This is a genomic window from Arthrobacter sp. MP_M4 (genome assembly GCF_035984855.1).
GTDB lineage: Bacteria > Actinomycetota > Actinomycetes > Actinomycetales > Micrococcaceae > Arthrobacter.
Window position 1 is genome coordinate 23,906 of record NZ_JAXCHX010000031.1, and the last position, 15,374, is coordinate 39,279.

Consider the following 15,374-nt stretch of genomic DNA (forward strand, 5'->3'; position numbering starts at 1 on the left):
ACCGGACCCCTGCTCATCGTGTTCGAGCGGAATCGCCCTCTGCCCGGACGGCCGTCTTGGCAGCCCGGTTGGGGTCGCCGAAGTAGACAAAAAGAGGGTGTGCACAATGTGCTAACTTTGGGCTTCGGACTGGGGCGTGCTGGGGGCGGATCGGGTCGGATTGGCGATGTTTCCGGGATTTCCCAATGTTGGCAAGGGCTGGAACCCGGTTCGAGTCCCACCTCGGGCACAATGTTTCCGCAGGTCAGAGGCTTTTTGATGCTTTTTTCGTGTGGACAGTGTCCACACTCTTGCCTCTGATCTGATGTTCCGGGTGTGTGGGGTCCCGGAACGGCCTATTCGGTTATGCGGGGGAGCGGCGGACTACGGCGGACCGGGTACCGCCCTGTGGGGTCTCTTCTGAGTGTTCATCCTCGTTCGTCCTTCCCGTTGGATTTTCGCGTTCACCTCTTCATGGTGTGTAGTGCCCGCGTACAACATGATTTGCTGATTATCTTTTAGATCGACCTGGGGTTGCGGCCCGTACGGGTTTTCCGCTCTGATACCTGTTCATGCAGGAATGCGGGGGAACGGCATGACATGGCGACTGATCCGGAGCTGATTTCGAACTGTTTGACCGGCCGCTGGAAGCGGGAATTTGTGCGGGCCTCGGAGGGCGCACCGTATTCGGCGACGCAGACCGCGTCCGCTTTGGCGCTCATCAGCGCGTTGATGAAGGTCGTGAGCATGGATCGCATCAGATCCGGGGAGGCCTGCTCGAGTTGCTCGGACAGGAAACTGGCAGGGTCGATAACATGGGGTGGGGTCATCGCCTGGTTACTCCTTCAGAAAAGACTTTGGTCGATCTTTCCAAGAATCAAGCGATGGCCGCCTGAAATTCGCGAACAACACGCCCGGGGCCGGGCCGTTACACCACGCTAATGGGCACTGCCTAGGAGGAGGGCGGTCCGGGCGCTATCGATATACTCGCTGGATGCGGATCCGCCCAATAGATCTCGTCGACGTGCTGGTCTATCTCGTGGTGCTGGGTGTGTTCATCCAGTTGGTTCCCGACGTCATATCCGAAACATTCCTGTTGGCGCTCTTGACGGCGGTCCTCCTGAAGGTCGTCCTTGGGGTCGTGCTGTGGGCGAAGAAAAAGATCGTTGCGCGGATCCGGTCGGCTGATACTCGGCGGGTTCGAATCGTCAGCGCGATCACCCTGTTGCTGGTCCTGCCGGGGAGCAAGTTCATGGTGCTCGGACTGGTTAACCTGGTATTCGGCGACGCTGTCCGTCTCGGCGGCTTCGCTGTGTTTCGGGGGAGAACCCGACCTGCTGACCGGCGTCCGAGCCAACCTTGATGTCATTGCCGGCGGACCCCATCTTGACGATGCTGCGGCATTCCTTGGAGCCAAAGCCCAAAAGGACCGTGACGCTGCGCAGCTGGCCCTGGCCAAACTGCTTGCCAGCGTCGCGGGGGAGTACGATCTGGTCCTACTCGACTGCCCGCCCGGAAATGAGCCCCTGCAGGCTGCGGCGGTAGCTGCTGCCCGCTACGCTCTGGTACCGCTGAAGACGGACATGTCGAGCCGTAAGGGTGTCGCCGCCGTGGCGGCACGCATGGACAGCGTCGTCGGCCTCAATCCCTCCCTGGACCTATTGGGTGTCGTTCTGGTTGGTACCGGTACGAATTCCAAGCAAGTTCACAAAGTCACCCGAGACCACCTCACCGCTGATTTCGGCACCGACGAAGTGCTGTTCCCGATGAGCATCCGCCACGCCGAGGCCACCGCCCAGGCATGCCGTGAGCGGGGGCTGCTGGCCCACGAGCTCGAGCGGGAGCTCAGCAAGGGACCGAAATGGTGGGAAGTCCTGCGCGGTGAAGCGAAGGCCGGCAACGCCGGTCCGAAATCGGCTTCCAGCGTGGCCGAAGACCTTCACGCAGTCGCCATGGAAGTGACCCGCCGCATCGCTGTCGCAGAATCCCAGGAGATCAACGCGTGAGCGCCGAACCGACACCCAGCCGCCCCGCACTCAGGTTGCCTCCGCGGCGCACAGCCGCGCCGGCCGCCGAGGCGCCGCTGGCACGGATGCTCCCCGGACACCGCCCGGAGACGCCAAAGAAGGCAGAACCCAAAGAAACCGAAACAGCGAACATGACGGTGAGTATCCCCGCTGCGCTGCGGAACCGGGCCCGGGCCGCGTACCGGGCGACTAGCTACGCCGAAGGGGATAACACCTGGAGCCACTTCGTGGCGAAAGCCATCGAAGCAGAGACCGCCCGCCGCGAAGCCGAACACAATGACGGTGCCATGTACCCGTCATGGGGTGAAAATCTCCCCGGCGGCAGGCGCCTCAAAGATGGCTGAAAGCAACGGACTGATCCCTGAGGCGGCCGGCCGCCGGGAGGAGACTGGGATCCTGTGCTTATGACCCAGCCACTATCAACAGGGCTGAACTCCGGGTCTGGGGGTCTGCCCTCAGTGCGCGGCTTCGTACTTTTCCATGATGTCAGCCTGGATACGGCCGCGCGTATTGACCGGCAGGCCTTGTTCGACCGCCCAAAGCCGGACCTGGCGGCCATTGGAGGAAGCTGGACGCGTTGTCCGTGCCCGTCCGCCAGTCTTTCGGGCTGTTGTGGTGTAGCGGCTGAATGTTTCACGCAGTTCGCGTGCGTGGGCATCATTGAGATCGATTGCGTATTCGACGCCGTCAAGGGCGAATGAAAGTGTCTCACTTGCCGTGGAGCCGTCGAAGTCATCTTCTAGAAGGGTTACTACTCTTTGTGCCGTAGAAAAGTTTAAGGCTTCGTAATCCCGGAAGACTGTTCGCTGCTATCGACGGGCAATGGAATACCAAGGAGTTCAGAGCTGCCCCTTGTCTCCGCCCATACCAGGCCTGTGGAGGGGTCGCTCGGTGAGAAGGCAGTAGGTCCCTCGATCCGCGCAGCAGGTCAGCACGAGATCGTAACGACCACGGATGATGTGACGAACTTGGGTGGGCTGAAGGAGAAGCAGACACCTCGGGCCGTGTGGTCAGACTGGCAGGGTGCAGACGAGGCGGGAGAGCCGGCCGAGCGCCGCCGTTGAGTTCGCGTTCGACCTGGGCGAGGACTTCGGCGCTGTGTTGTCAGACCGGTGCTTTTGGGGAGTACTGGCGCAGCAAGCGTCGATGGAAGCTTCACCAGCCCCAGCTCGTCCCGGTTGTCATATCGGATAAGACCAATGATGGGTTCGGCTGCTGAGAGTGTGCAGCAACAGGCCTATCGATGTCTGGCTGCCACCTACTGGCGTCCGTCGGGCGGGCGGGGAAAGAGCTATTTTGTTGGGTGGATTTGGTCCAGATTGAACGCCGGGGAGGCGCTGCCGGGATGTTCCAAATTTCGTGAGCGATGAGTTCCAGGAGTTGCACTCGCGTGAGATCACCGCGGTCGTTGAGCAGCTGGGCTATGTTGTGCAGGATTCTGCCCACGCTGCGGGCTGATAGATTCTCAAGCGCCTGCGGGGGTGCCGGGTCGAGGGCAGTCAATCCAGTTACTGCGCGCGGGCGTCTGCAGGTGTAGGGGTGTCTGCATCGGGCACAACAGGTGCGTTAAAAGAGGGTTGCCGGCCAGAATGGTAGGCAGAATCGATGACTGGTTGGAGTTCCTCAAACACGGTCCGGTTTCCGGGGAGAACCACGTGAGCGAGGAATTCTGATTCAAGGGTTCCGGCCCCAGCTGCCACCAGGCCGAGCTTGGCGTCTATCGCGGCGGCGAGGGCGTGCCAGGATCTGCGGCTGGAGCGTTCCCGGTTTTTGGACTCCGCGGCCTCAGTGCTGCTCTGTGCGGTATCCACCGGGGTCAGCTGCGCTTGGACTTGCTGCGGGAAGGACAGGACGACACGAAATTGCCTCCCCTCGCCGCGGAACGCGATGGCGCCCAGGTTTCCCTGTTGACTGAAGCGAACTTCGGTCGCCCCGTAGTTCCGCAGGGCTCGTTCAATATGTTCCCGGGAATTATCGGAGCTGATGGAACCGCCCCTGTTGTATGGACTTGTCATCTCTCCACTATGCGCTCCCGCGCACTCATTCCCGTCAAGGAGGCGGTGGCCGCAGGACGTGGAGGGTGAGGACCGGCAAAAGGGGTTCCGGCGGCTGCATTACGGGTTCGGGGTCGCCCATTAGCGCCGCGGCGGCTCCTTGAAAAGACCCCGGATCACGTTGATTCGACAAAGAACCCCCAGCCGATCACTGTTAAACCTCTGTTCCGTACGGGCAAGGTTGGTCCAATACTCGCCCGTACGCGAATTCGTCCGTACCGTAGGGGTGGGTGTGGCTGGGGCCACGTGGGGTGCGCCCTCTCCCGTTACCGGGCCAGCCGGGGCATAGCGTTGCCTTTCGGATTTGATGACGACGCCTTGGGTTTTCCACCGGGCGTCCGGAGGGGTATCCATGACCGGAGCATTCGAGCTTTTTCACGACGGGAACCTGACTTTCGCATTTCGGTTGAAGGCTCCCGATGGGACGGTTGTGGCTGTATCCGGCCCGTTCCCGGACAAGGTGTCGGCTGTCGAGGGTATCCGTGTCGTCCGTGAGTGCGCTGGGATGGGTTTGATCACAGATCTCAGCCTCGTTCCGGGGAATTCCCAGGAAGGTCAGGTGCGGACGGTATGAGTACTTTTGTCAGCATGGTCACGTACTCCAGCGTGCTGGAGGCCAGTGATTGTACCGCCGGGGTGTTTCTCCTCGATGCCGTGACCGGGGTGATGGTGTGGTCCGATGTGCTCTACCGGATTCACGGATACCAGCGCGGAGAGGTCGTGCCCACCGTTGGGCTTGTCCTGGCACATAAGCACCCGGACGACCGGGAAAAAATACAGGAATTGAACGCCGGCCTTGCCCAGGTTGGGGGGCACTTCTCCAGCTACCACCGCCTGTTTGACTCGCAGCAGCGCGAGCATAGAGTACTGACCACCGGGGAGGCCGTCCTCGACGCGAACGGCAGGCTCTTCTCCATCACGGGAATGATGGTCGACTTGACCTCGACCGTCCGCGCCGAGACTGAACGGGCCTCCAGGGATGCCGTAGCCGGAGCCGTCGGCGCCCGCGCTGTCATCGAAAGAGCCGTGGGCATTCTCATGGGGCGGCTCAGCGTCGATGCCGATGCCGCTTTCGCCTTGCTCTGTGTCCACAGCAACCACACCAACAAAAAGCTGACAGTCGTAGCCTCCCAGCTTGTCGGCCTTGCCGAAGTGGCCCGCAACGCGGCTGCGCTGACTACGTTTATCCACGACCTTCAGCGCCACACAACACATGTCAGTGTGATAGGTCGAGGAACCACCGGTGAGGGCTTGGCCTAGGAATGGGAAGCGTCGTCCAGGGGCAGGTGCAGAAAGCCTTCAGTGAGGACATGACACCTCCGATCTCGATGCGATCCACTACTGAGACGTTCAGTTAGCCCTTTCCGTGGTTGTGACTGTTAGTCCGGGAACGGCGGTTAATTCGCAGCTTGAATGACGGTTTTCCCGTTCCGTCTGGAGAACCTTGAGCATGGAGGCGTGCTGCATAGCGGGCGTACACTCAGATGGAGGGCTGAACGGCGCTTTTTCCCCGGTCGGCCTGCCGAAGCTGACGTCGGTGGTTGTTCCGGCGACGAGCTCGCAGACCGCTGGATGGTCATGCAGTTGGACCCTGAGGGATGAGAAAACAGAAGGTGGGCAACATGATCCGGGACGCGGACGAGAGCGTTCAGGAGGACGAACCCGGTCCAGTTGTCGAGGTTCCGGTGGACCGCTGGCGAGCCCTGCCGACGCGGGTGCGAGTGGAGGAGCAGATCACGTCAGTGCCGGTTTCGGATGCACCGGATCCTGAGGGCGGCAGAAACCCTGACAATGACTGGCTGCTCCGTGGCGTGTGAACCGGTGCGTAAAGCCAATTATTAGGGACTCCCACGGCTTTGGTTGACCCGGGGCTTAGGTGTAATTCCCACGGACGTTGTGACCAGCGAGTTTGGATGTAAAAGGCGAGGGCCGCCGGTATCGATTCGGGTTACCACATTCATCTCGACGCCAGGCGGCCTCATGTCCTACGTTACCCACGCCAACGTCCTCACACCCAAGGCGAGGGAAAGCTCGTCTGTCTGGTCCTTGAGGCGGGGTGGACGCTGTGCCGGGCAGCGGAACGCTTCCAATGCTCACCGGCGACGGAGAAAAAATTGGCAGGCCGGTACCGCATCTGCGGGGATGCCGGCACGGCTGACGCGTCCTCGCGGCCGCTCCGCAACCCGAACCGGCGGGGCGTGTCGAGGCTACTGACGCGGTAACGGCTTCCACTGCAACGCCCCGTTGAGATTCCTGATAAGAGTAGTCATTCGCTGCGATCCAAGTGGTGCCCGGTCCGTAAGCGGATGGAAGTTACTCGTGTGACGCAAGCGCTTAGGGGCTACCGTGGCTTCACGGCGGAGCGGACCGGCTGGAGAGCCGGTGGGGGGCCAATCCGCAACCGGCCCGGGCGCGCTGGAAATCCGGCGGGCCCGCCTTTCGAGGGAGTGGTTCCGATGGAGTCTTCAGCTTCTGCGCAGGTCCAGCGCGAACGAGGCCGCATGGCCGGTTTCCTGTCTGAAAGGGTGGGCCGGGCACGAACACCGCGGGTCCCGTTCCGGGCGGGCCAGGTGGTGGTCGGCGACGATCCCTTCAACGGCCGGCACCTGGGCACGGTGGTAACTATCGATGCCCCCTATGTCGGGCTTCGGACCGCCGGCGGCGCGCCGGGCGACGTCGTGTTCTATGACTTCCGGCAACTCCGGTACCCCGACTAGTGGACAGGCCAGAGGATATGAGCTCAGCAAACGTCTCTTCGCATTTCCTGACTATCGCGGAAGTTGCAGCCGCCATGCGGGTTTCCAAGATGACCGTCTACCGGCTGGTGAAGGCCCACGCCATCGCCGCCGTCCGGGTAGGCCGATCGTTCCGGGTTCCCGAGGACGCCGTCAACGACTACATCCGCCGGTCCACCGAACCCGCCATCCCGGACGAGGACGAGAAGACAACGGACTGAGAAGACCCGGTCCGGGACCGGCCGGCTACCGGGCCGACCAGCCGCCGTCCATCGTGTAGCTGGCACCGTCATTTCACGGTGGGGGTGCCTTTCATGTTGCCGTGGAAGGTGCAGTGGTAGGGGTAGGTCCCGGGTTTGGTTGGGCGGCGAAGGTGCCGGTCCCTGCTTGAATGACGGCGTCGAACGCGGCACCGGTGTCCATGGTGATGGTGTGCGCTTTGATGTCTTTCGTTGGTGACATTGATGGTCGCTCCGGGGCTGACTGTTTCCGCAGCGTGGTACTTGAAGCCCTTGATCAGTATTTCTGCCGGCCCCGGCGGGTGAGGCGCTTGGGCTGGAGGTCGAGGGAACAGGTCCCGGGGTGGGCGCGGTTGACACCTCACCCTCCCCTCACAGCTCATCAAGGGAGGAAAGAATCATCTTTCTTAGAGGGGAGTCTTCGGGGCAGAGTAAGCCTGCTTGCAAGCGGGCCCTCAGCCCCCGGTTGTTTACGGGGTGTGGACGGCATGGCCACCAGCGCCGCTGCCGGGGTCCGATGCGTCACTCACCCGGTACCGGACCAGCATTCCGGCGCTGAGGTGGTCGTTGACGCGGCAGTGGAACAGCCAGGTGCCCACGTCGTCGGGGACCATGTCGGCGACGACCATGCTGGCAGGCAGCAGGTTGACGACGTCCGTGCGCATCCCGAGAGCGGTTGCCGTGTTGCCGTGCCAGTGCGGGGTGTGCAGGTCAACCTCGGTGCCCATGCCCATCAGGTACCAGCGGACCCGGTCACCCTTGTTCATGGTCAGCGACTCCAGCGGCAGGTTGCCGAATACATAACCGTTCACGGAGTGCATGAGGTTGCTCTCGCCGAACTCCTCATCGGCGGGATTTACGGACGCCGGGTCGCCGGCGAAGCGGTCGATATTGCGCTGCAGGTAGGGGCTGGCGTTTTCATTGCTGACTTTGAATTGGACGAAGAATTCCCGGTCCACATCTGTCGGGGTGCCGTCGTCGCGGGCGGCGCCGGCCTTGGTGATCACCATGGGACCGACGAGGCCCGCGTAGTCGTCTGCGACTTCGTTTGTGTGCGAGTGGTACATCCACATCACGGAACTGCCGTCCATTGGGCCGGGGCCGGCCCGGTCCGGGACCTTACTGTAGGTGTAGGACGTTCCCGGGGGGACAGCGTCATCACCATGGTCCCTAGCCTGAGTGCCGTCCTCGTACGGGGCGCCTTCGCTGGCCTTGTCGTAGAAGACGCCGTGAACGTGCACGGATGCCGGGCGGTCGAGGTTGTTTTTGAAGACCACCTTGATGGTGTCGCCGACGACGCCCCGGATGACCGGGCCGAGCATGCCCAGGTGCTGGTCCGAGGCACTGCGGGACTTGAGCGATGTGAAGGACGCGTCCGTGTATTCCCGGTACAACGACTTCACGTAAGTGGCGCCGATCCGTTGGGGGCCCTGCTGTGTGAAAACAGCCGCGGTGTTGTCGAAGGGGGCGCCCGTGATTTGGTTGATCCCGGCCGGCGCGTAGTTCCAGTCGACCTCGTCGGCACCAATGTAATAGGTCCGGGTCTGGGGAACGTACGCTACCTCGGCGACGGTGGTCATCGCTGTGCAGCCTGCGAGGGCAACGGCCGTGACCAGAGCTGCGGCCAGGGCCACTCGTAGCCCAATCAGGATCCTTCGGGGCCAAAACAAAGGGCCCCTGCGCACCTGCTCCGGTGTCATGACATGACTGCCCATTTGGTGACCCACCTTCAAACCCGGGCCGAGCGGAAAGACTAAAGCCTTGGCGTCTTAAGAGTAGGACGGATACCGGGTTAAGCGAAGGGAACGAGACGCTGGACTCTGGCCTGGGACGGGCCGGGATATCACGACTCATCGGCCCCAAAAATACCCGGGGCCGAAGATTGGCAGCCCAAACGATACGTCGTGGATCAGGGCTCCCGGGCCCGTAGTAGTGCAACCGACTTCTCAGGCAGTGTGAAGTTCCTCCAGCGTCAAAGCCAGAACGCGGATGTCCGCATCTGACAAGGTCCTCAGGCCGTAAACGAATGCGTCCAGGTCCCACGCTTCGGCTTGACCTCCTTTTGCCCAGAAACCGAGCGAGAGATCCAGCAGGGTGAAGTTTCCGTCGTCCAGGCTGTTCCTGGCCACCCGACGCAGACCGTTGAGGTCCATTGCTTTCCTTCCGTACCGGGTGATCCTTCCGGTACCGCGAGTTCAGGCGATGTCGAAAGCCGGCTCAGCCAACAGGCTTGCCCGGCTTCGCGCTGGTCGGGTCGAGTTTCTCCTCTGAATCCCGGCGGTCCTCGCTTATGTCTGCATGGTCCCACCGCGACGAGCCGGATACTAGGGCAGTTTTTCTCATGGCTCCAGGGAACCGAGTCTCTACGTCTGTACTCGCGGGGCTACAAACGGCAGAGGGCTCTGAGGAAACCACAGCATCGCGTGGCGCCGCCCAAATACGGCCCGGGAACTGCTTATGGCTTCGGCGCGGGTGGTTCTATCGCAGCTTCGTAGCACCAGCGTGTTGTGGTGAGGCCGCCGCACTTCTAGCATGAGGGTATGGACGCCCGGTCCCGGGCCCGAGACCTTGTCGCAACCAGCGAGATGTCTTTAGACGAAATTTGGCTCTCCTATTTCAGCGTCGGCGGTAACGCCGGGTCCTTTGAGATTGAAGCCTTCATCTACGGCGTTGACGAGCTGGGTCAGAACGACCTGATGCTTCTTGAACAAGCACTGAATGCTGCGACCCCGCCTGACGCCGGTGTCTAACTCAAGGACGTTTTCCGGCAGCCCCGAGAACACCGTCCACGCTCATTGGCCTTGTTCTCCTATTTCTGGTCCCCGAGCCCCGAGCCCCGAGCTCCGAGCTCCGAGCCCGGAGCCATCGCCCTTGGTCGTAGTTGGAAGACGCGCCCGGTGCACTTCCTGCTGTCGCCCAACCCTGCGCACGAGCTCACTGACGCTATAGAGCGGGGTAAGGGGCTGGCCCGCTCACTGGACCTCTCAATGACGATCCATTGCGGAGACGGGCGGGCCGTTTCCCCGGCGGTCTCAGGAGTGCCGGGATTTGTCCCTTTTAGTACTTGTCTGCGCGGTACTGTTCATGGACCCCTTTGGTTGCGGTGTGCCGCGTGTGCGTGTATTCGGCACAGGGTCGGAGGGCTTAGCGCTACATGATGGCGTGTTCGTGGGTCCAGTCGCTGAGCCGGTTCAGGTAACCGGGCGCGAATCCTCCGGTGGCGGGGGTCTGGAGTCTGTGGCCGGCGTCCGGGAACACGACGCTCCGGTGCCGGCGGCCGGTTAACAGGGCGGAAGCGTCGTATCGCTCCACGCTTTGCGCTGCGGGGATCAACGGGTCCGCCGAACCCAGGGTGGCAAGGGTGGGGGCGGTGATCCGGGACAGGTCGTTCATCGGGTCATAGCTGCCCCAGCCGCGCAGCTGGGCTAGAGCGGTTTCATCCAGGACGAATCCTGCAGCCTGCAATTTTGGATACCAAGGCTCGTGGGCCACGGAGGCAATGATCTGGCGGCCCGTAGCGAGTCCGTTGCCGGCTTCGGCGGACCCGGTGAGGCGCTGCAGCAGAGATCCGGCTGCGGCCGCCTCGGCGGATGACAGGCCACCGGACATCAGCGCGAATACCTCGGATTCGAGGAAGGTCACGGCAGGGCAGGAGTTAAGGATCAGGTGAATACCGGTGCCGTGTTGGGCGGCGAGGCGTAGGGCCACCCAGCCGCCTTCGCTGTGACCCAGCACCCCGATCCGGCCGGCGGCCACCCGTGCATGACCGCGAAGAATCTCCACTGCTGCGGCCGCATCGGCGGCCAGATCATCGACCGTTGCCGTCTCCCAATGACCTGTCGAGGCGCCGACGCCGCGCTTGTCATAGGCCAGGACAGCCACTCCCACCCGGTTGAAGTGCTCGCGCAGGGCATCGAAGAGACCGCCGTTGTGGCGGTCAGAGGGGCCGGATCCTCCGATCAGAACCAGTCCCGGGAACCGCACCGCCGGGTCGGGGGCGCTGAAGGTCCCGTGCAGGCTCGATCCCGCAGAGGAGAACTCGACGTCTTCAACGCACATCCCCACACTGTGCCATGCGTCAGGGAACGCGTCCACGGAGCAGCCAGCAGGGGCGGCGATCCGGGGAGGCGCCAAGTCCCGGGGTCAGACCTCAGGGCCGGAGGCCGCGGCTTCAACGGAATGTCCGCATGACCCGGAGCTCGGCGATAGCCTCCTCGCCACGGAGCCGCACGGCGGTCAAGTAGTCGTCGCGGAGACCGGCCCGACCATCTTTCACCGGACATGTTCGTGGTCAGTTGTTGGTAGGCGTGAGTCCTCCCTGGCTCAACCGATGATCTGCTAGGTGAGCCTGGTAGCCAGCTCTTGGTAGGCAGGGTGGAGTTCTTGCCACCGCACGCGCGCGTCGCAGCGTCCGCGGCCGGCGAGATATGCAGCGAGATCTTCGACGTGGACCTGGTTTCCTGCCCCGTAGGCGGCGATCTGTTCCAGGGGTAAGCCGCGGTCTTCGATGACGAGGGTGGTTTGGTCGCCGTCGGGTGTCAGCGTCACCTCGGTCACCCCGTCCGGTTCATCTGAGGACTTGGTGAGGATCAGCAGCCGCCGCGGGGGTTGGCACTCATCCACGTAACAGGTGCCTTCCCAGCCGCTGGCGAAGTAGAATGCACTGAATTCACCGCCCTGGCGAAGATCGCCTTCTACGGTGCCGAGCCAGTGGGCGAGCCGGCCGGGATCCGTGAGGGCTGACCATAAGTCGTCCATATCGGTGTCGAACCGGTCTTCGAGCCGCACGATTCCCTTGCCGTCGGCCGAGAGTAGGGTGCCCAGGATGCGCACAGTTCCAGGTGTATTGGTGTTCATGGGGTGCTCCTTTGTTCACGCTTGCCACGTGCTATTTCGGTGTGCAGGGCATCCAGCCGCTGTTCCCACTGGGCCAGGTACTGATTCAGCCAGTTGTTGACCTCGGTGAGCGGCTGCGGGCGGAGCGTGTAGATCCGCCGTTGCGCTTCTTGGTGAACCTCGACCAGGCCCGCTTCTCGCAGCACCCGGAGGTGCCGCGAGACGCCCGGACGTGCAATGGGTAGAAGCTCTGCCAGATCGCCCGCGGTTGCGGGGCCGTCCGCGAGGGCCTCCAGCATTGTTCGTCGGCTGTCGTCGGCGAGGGCTTTTAGGGCACTTTCCATAGCCCTTTTGTACCTGTCTTGTTACGTACCCGTCAAGGTACGTAGGTACTGCTATCAGCAGCTCGAGTGTGAGACGCCGCCCGTGACCGCTAACGACGATCGCGTTCTTCACTGACTTGGGCCTCGAGCTTGTCGGCCGGGACACTATCAGCGGTGAGTGGGCCGATACCGCCGTAGGCCTCGATGGTAACCACGCCAAAATTGCCGTGCTCAAAACACCGGACGGCCACGGTCAGCTCGAGCTCTTCGAGTACCTTCACCCCATCGCAATCGAGACAAACCCCACCCTCCCTAATGAGATTGGCATGCACCGCGTCGCGTTCTCCGTGGATGACATCGACGCAGCACTAGATATAGCTTCGCGGCACGGCTGCCATCCGCTTCGCGGCGTGGCAACATACCGGGACATCTACAAGCTCACGTACCTGCGCGGCCTGAGCGGCATTCTGGTGATGCTGGCCGAGGATCTGACGATCGTTCGATGAAGGATCGCTTTATGGGACTGCGCCAGCAGCTGGACTGCTAACGGGGGCCCAACCAGACGAACGGTCCGGCATACATTAGTTGGGAGATCACGGCGTGCCCGGCGATGGCCACGCCCAGCAGGGCCGTCCGCATGCGTGGCACCGACCACCACCCAGCCCCCTGAGTCCATGGACCCGCGAGCGATAACCGAGCCGTAAACCCGTCCAGCGCACTGAGTTTCCGGCGTCTGGACGTTTCCCTCACTAAAACGCCACAGACCAGAGTCTGACGGCAGTGCTAAGGGGTAGTCACGATCTTGCTCGGCACAGAGGACTTCTGGCATTCAGTGCAGACGACTTGTGAAACGACAGGCGGCTTGTCGGGGCGCGTTAGGAATGATGAGGATCTCGCGGTTTGATACACCCCTCACGGTCTCAGTATGCCGTCCAACAACAGATAGTCTCACAATGGCAGTTTGAGTGTAATTAGGAGAATGATGGATCGGCCGTGGCTGTTATTGGGTATGCGAGGGTTTCCACCGCGGAACAGAACCTTGATCTTCAGCTCACTGCACTCAAATCCGCAGGCGCAGCTAGGACCTTTGCCGACAATGGTGTCAGCGGTTCGGCAGTGGAACGCCCTCAGTTGTCCAAAGCCCTGGACCGGCTGGAGGCCGGAGACGTGTTGACTGTGTGGAAGCTTGACCGCCTTGGACGCAACACTCGGCATGTCCTGGACGTCATCGAGAACATCCGGCGACAGGGAGCGGATTTTCGCTCCCTGACCGAGGGACTGGACACTACCGGACCCCTGGGTACAGCCATGCTTGATTATGGCCGCCTTCGCGCAGTTGGAGCGTGACACGATGATCGAATGCACTAGGGCAGGACTCGCTGCGGCGGCGGCAAACAACTGCCGCGGCGGAAGGCCCCGCAAAATAGATGACGTTGCCGCGGCCAGGGCCATAGAACTAAAGGGAAAAGGAATCAGCGCCTCTCACGTCGGCAAGATGCTCGGAGTATCCCGTGCCACCGTATACCGGCACCTCTTGTAGGCGACAGGTGCAGGGTCCCGCAGTACTTACTGAGGCCGCTTCCAATGGACCCAACGTATCTATCGGGGAGGCCGGCTGAGATTTAGCTGTCGGGAGTGGAAGTCGAAGTGCAGTGTTGGGTAGGCATAGATGTCGTTGAGTGTCATAGTCGGGGCGAAGAAGGGGTCCCATTTGTCGGGAAACGGCATGGTCCGGGCGAGAGACGCGGCGCTCTCTCGTTCCAACCGGCGACTGATGCCGGAGGTGGTTTTGGCGAGTTTTCGCCCCATTCGTTGCTTGTTATAGACGATGGATGCGGCCCGGGATCCCCAGTAATTGATGACGTCGAAGGGCCGGGTTCCGGCGTTCAGGACCGTGGCGAAGGCTGTTCCGACTGGCTGGGGAAGCCGACTGATGACGTGGACCATCGGAAGCAGGGCGCGGACGACCATGTAGCCGAAAACCATGTGGAAAAGCAGTTCTTCGTTGGTCCATCGGGTTCCGTTGCTCTTGCGGTGAAGATCAGCGGTGGTCGCACTTTCCAGCCAGGTGTCGAGAGCGTGGGAGGCGCGGCTGTAGCCACCCAGGATGTCCGCCTTGGGAGGTTCCACGTCGTGCCTTCCCCTTCCTCCTGCCTGAATCCGGCCGCAGTCCAAGTGTGTCCGCGATTCGCTGCAATTGCTTCATTATGTGCCGCGACAGGGCGCGCCGGCGTTTTTGACAGGGCATAGAAGCAGATGCAAACCTGGCTGGATATAGGCCCGACCGCAAAGGGCCCCTCGTCTGGGGGCGGCTCCCGGAGGATCCGTCCCGCATCCCTTATCCACAATCAACGGCGTCCAATTCTCGACCGGCCCACAAAGAGAACGGTATAGGCGCGCGGACCAATCTTGCGCCCACCTCCTTCTGCTGCACTGGGTGTGTCCAAGCACCGCCTAGTCATTTAGCCCGAAGTCGAGATCAAGGTCGTGCGGTGATCTAAGCCGCCGCCAGGTAGAACCGACCCGGGCCGCGAGCACGGCTGAAGCGTTGGGCATCCGGTCCACGGCCGTCAGTTGTTCCAGATCGAGGCCGGTCAATTCCGCGATGTCTTTGATAGGTACTTGGAATGTGCGGAACGGGCCTAACGGGGGAGCGTCATCGAGTGCGCCAGGGCGGGGTACGTCCGGGAGCTCCGACAGCTGGGGTGTCTGGTCACGACATATCCGGTCGCGGCGAGGGAACCGTGATGCAGGAAGGCGGCAACTTTGAAGAATTTCAGTGGAATCTGCACGTCCCGGTAGACGGGATCGGTGTCACTGAAGATTGGACCCGTGAAGATGACGAGCCGCCGGCCGTTGTCGGCGGCGTTGTCCTGCAGGTAGGACTCCAGACCGAGCCACAGTTTCATTCCGTGATTGAACTTGGCCGCCTGCGGGGCAGCGTTGGTGTAGTGGAACGTGTCCGCGTTGGCCTGAGCGGCTTCCGCCCGGGTGTCTCCCTATACTGCTGATGCCCTGGGGACGAGGTGGCCGCGGTCAATATCGTTCCCGGAATAGACCGCCTCGCCTGTCTGCTGGTCCACGCGTGTTAACGCCAACCGAAAATAGGGCCAGAAACGCCAACTGAAAATAGGGCCACCGACCATCATGGAAGGTGATCAATTTGGATGATTGGGCGGAG

The 15,374-nt window shown here is 62.1% G+C and carries 21 protein-coding genes and 4 pseudogenes; 13 read left to right on the forward strand and 12 right to left on the reverse strand.

What is annotated here, in order from left to right:
• Positions 1–628: 628 nt before the first annotated feature.
• A pseudogene (locus RCH15_RS17175) lies at positions 629–809 on the reverse strand (transposase); the annotation flags it as partial.
• A 164-nt stretch (positions 810–973) separates the two neighbouring features.
• On the opposite strand from RCH15_RS17175, the gene RCH15_RS17180 reads away from it, so the two are divergent.
• Genes RCH15_RS17180 through RCH15_RS17190 form a run of 3 tightly spaced genes read left to right on the forward strand, consistent with a single transcriptional unit; the run spans position 974 to position 2,350 of the window.
• Complete coding sequence (locus RCH15_RS17180) at positions 974–1,342, forward strand: hypothetical protein (protein WP_326961866.1); 369 nt, start codon at positions 974–976, stop codon at positions 1,340–1,342.
• 4 nt (positions 1,343–1,346) lie between these two features.
• On the forward strand, positions 1,347–1,985 hold the full coding sequence (locus tag RCH15_RS17185; RefSeq protein WP_326961885.1) for a ParA family protein: 639 nt from the start codon (positions 1,347–1,349) through the stop codon (positions 1,983–1,985).
• Complete coding sequence (locus RCH15_RS17190; protein WP_326961867.1) at positions 1,982–2,350, forward strand: ParB family protein; 369 nt, start codon at positions 1,982–1,984, stop codon at positions 2,348–2,350. The genes RCH15_RS17185 and RCH15_RS17190 overlap by 4 nt, the downstream gene beginning before the upstream one ends.
• Before the next feature lie 111 nt (positions 2,351–2,461).
• Here the strand turns inward: RCH15_RS17190 and RCH15_RS17195 are convergent.
• A pseudogene (locus RCH15_RS17195) lies at positions 2,462–2,758 on the reverse strand (histone-like nucleoid-structuring protein Lsr2); the annotation flags it as partial.
• Between the two features lie 756 nt (positions 2,759–3,514).
• Positions 3,515–4,021, reverse strand: coding sequence for a hypothetical protein (locus RCH15_RS17200; RefSeq protein WP_326961868.1), 507 nt, complete (start codon positions 4,019–4,021; stop codon positions 3,515–3,517).
• A gap of 391 nt (positions 4,022–4,412) precedes the next feature.
• Here RCH15_RS17200 and RCH15_RS17205 point away from each other — a divergent pair, with 391 nt between their 5' ends.
• The 6 genes and pseudogenes from RCH15_RS17205 (at position 4,413) to RCH15_RS17230 (ending at position 7,016) form a co-directional block, all read left to right on the forward strand.
• Positions 4,413–4,634: a YegP family protein gene (locus tag RCH15_RS17205; protein ID WP_326961869.1), complete on the forward strand. Its 222-nt coding sequence runs from the start codon at positions 4,413–4,415 to the stop codon at positions 4,632–4,634.
• Positions 4,631–5,320, forward strand: a complete 690-nt coding sequence (locus RCH15_RS17210; protein ID WP_326961870.1) for a PAS and ANTAR domain-containing protein — start codon at positions 4,631–4,633, stop codon at positions 5,318–5,320. The genes RCH15_RS17205 and RCH15_RS17210 overlap by 4 nt, the downstream gene beginning before the upstream one ends.
• 338 nt (positions 5,321–5,658) lie before the next feature.
• Entirely contained in the window at positions 5,659–5,877 is a 219-nt protein-coding gene (locus tag RCH15_RS17215; RefSeq protein WP_326961871.1) for a hypothetical protein, read from the forward strand.
• 163 nt (positions 5,878–6,040) lie between these two features.
• Positions 6,041–6,261 (forward strand): annotated as a pseudogene (locus RCH15_RS17220) (leucine zipper domain-containing protein); the annotation flags it as partial.
• 255 nt (positions 6,262–6,516) lie between these two features.
• On the forward strand, positions 6,517–6,777 hold the full coding sequence (locus RCH15_RS17225) for a hypothetical protein (RefSeq protein ID WP_326961872.1): 261 nt from the start codon (positions 6,517–6,519) through the stop codon (positions 6,775–6,777).
• 17 nt (positions 6,778–6,794) lie between these two features.
• A complete protein-coding gene (locus RCH15_RS17230; protein WP_326961303.1) occupies positions 6,795–7,016 on the forward strand; it encodes a helix-turn-helix domain-containing protein in 222 nt (73 codons plus the stop codon).
• Positions 7,017–7,107: 91 nt separating this feature from the next.
• On the opposite strand, the gene RCH15_RS17235 is transcribed toward RCH15_RS17230, so the two are convergent.
• The 3 genes from RCH15_RS17235 to RCH15_RS17245 form a co-directional block, all read right to left on the reverse strand.
• Entirely contained in the window at positions 7,108–7,257 is a 150-nt protein-coding gene (locus RCH15_RS17235; protein ID WP_326961873.1) for a hypothetical protein, read from the reverse strand.
• 247 nt (positions 7,258–7,504) lie between these two features.
• Positions 7,505–8,668, reverse strand: coding sequence for a multicopper oxidase domain-containing protein (locus tag RCH15_RS17240; RefSeq protein ID WP_326961874.1), 1,164 nt, complete (start codon positions 8,666–8,668; stop codon positions 7,505–7,507).
• 312 nt (positions 8,669–8,980) lie between these two features.
• Complete coding sequence (locus RCH15_RS17245; RefSeq protein WP_326961875.1) at positions 8,981–9,187, reverse strand: hypothetical protein; 207 nt, start codon at positions 9,185–9,187, stop codon at positions 8,981–8,983.
• A 387-nt stretch (positions 9,188–9,574) separates the two neighbouring features.
• Here RCH15_RS17245 and RCH15_RS17250 point away from each other — a divergent pair, with 387 nt between their 5' ends.
• The gene (locus tag RCH15_RS17250) at positions 9,575–9,784 is read left to right on the forward strand and encodes a hypothetical protein (protein WP_326961876.1); all 210 of its coding nucleotides are present in this window, start codon (positions 9,575–9,577) and stop codon (positions 9,782–9,784) included.
• 400 nt (positions 9,785–10,184) lie between these two features.
• Here the strand turns inward: RCH15_RS17250 and RCH15_RS17255 are convergent, their stop codons facing one another.
• The 3 genes from RCH15_RS17255 to RCH15_RS17265 form a co-directional block, all read right to left on the reverse strand.
• Complete coding sequence (locus tag RCH15_RS17255) at positions 10,185–11,129, reverse strand: alpha/beta hydrolase family protein (protein WP_326961877.1); 945 nt, start codon at positions 11,127–11,129, stop codon at positions 10,185–10,187.
• A gap of 243 nt (positions 11,130–11,372) precedes the next feature.
• The gene (locus RCH15_RS17260) at positions 11,373–11,891 is read right to left on the reverse strand and encodes an SRPBCC domain-containing protein (protein ID WP_326961878.1); all 519 of its coding nucleotides are present in this window, start codon (positions 11,889–11,891) and stop codon (positions 11,373–11,375) included.
• A complete protein-coding gene (locus tag RCH15_RS17265; RefSeq protein ID WP_326961879.1) occupies positions 11,888–12,214 on the reverse strand; it encodes an ArsR/SmtB family transcription factor in 327 nt (108 codons plus the stop codon). The genes RCH15_RS17260 and RCH15_RS17265 overlap by 4 nt, the downstream gene beginning before the upstream one ends.
• A 98-nt stretch (positions 12,215–12,312) precedes the next feature.
• Between RCH15_RS17265 and RCH15_RS17270 the strand changes: the two genes are divergently transcribed.
• The 3 genes from RCH15_RS17270 to RCH15_RS17280 all read left to right on the forward strand — a co-directional run bounded on the left by RCH15_RS17270 (position 12,313) and on the right by RCH15_RS17280 (position 13,733).
• Positions 12,313–12,699 carry a VOC family protein gene (locus tag RCH15_RS17270; protein WP_326961886.1) on the forward strand — a complete coding sequence of 129 codons (387 nt, stop codon included), beginning with the start codon at positions 12,313–12,315 and terminating at the stop codon, positions 12,697–12,699.
• 487 nt (positions 12,700–13,186) lie between these two features.
• The gene (locus tag RCH15_RS17275; protein WP_326961880.1) at positions 13,187–13,540 is read left to right on the forward strand and encodes a recombinase family protein; all 354 of its coding nucleotides are present in this window, start codon (positions 13,187–13,189) and stop codon (positions 13,538–13,540) included.
• Between the two features lie 4 nt (positions 13,541–13,544).
• Positions 13,545–13,733 (forward strand): helix-turn-helix domain-containing protein, encoded by a 189-nt coding sequence (locus RCH15_RS17280; protein WP_326961881.1) that lies wholly within the window; start codon positions 13,545–13,547, stop codon positions 13,731–13,733.
• 59 nt (positions 13,734–13,792) lie between these two features.
• Here RCH15_RS17280 and RCH15_RS17285 read toward each other — a convergent pair whose 3' ends face one another.
• The 3 genes and pseudogenes from RCH15_RS17285 to RCH15_RS17295 all read right to left on the reverse strand — a co-directional run.
• The gene (locus tag RCH15_RS17285) at positions 13,793–14,323 is read right to left on the reverse strand and encodes a DinB family protein (protein ID WP_326961882.1); all 531 of its coding nucleotides are present in this window, start codon (positions 14,321–14,323) and stop codon (positions 13,793–13,795) included.
• A 324-nt stretch (positions 14,324–14,647) separates the two neighbouring features.
• Entirely contained in the window at positions 14,648–14,791 is a 144-nt protein-coding gene (locus tag RCH15_RS17290) for a hypothetical protein (protein ID WP_326961883.1), read from the reverse strand.
• Positions 14,792–14,835: 44 nt separating this feature from the next.
• A pseudogene (locus RCH15_RS17295) lies at positions 14,836–15,114 on the reverse strand (DNA/RNA non-specific endonuclease); the annotation flags it as partial.
• Positions 15,115–15,374 lie beyond the last annotated feature (260 nt).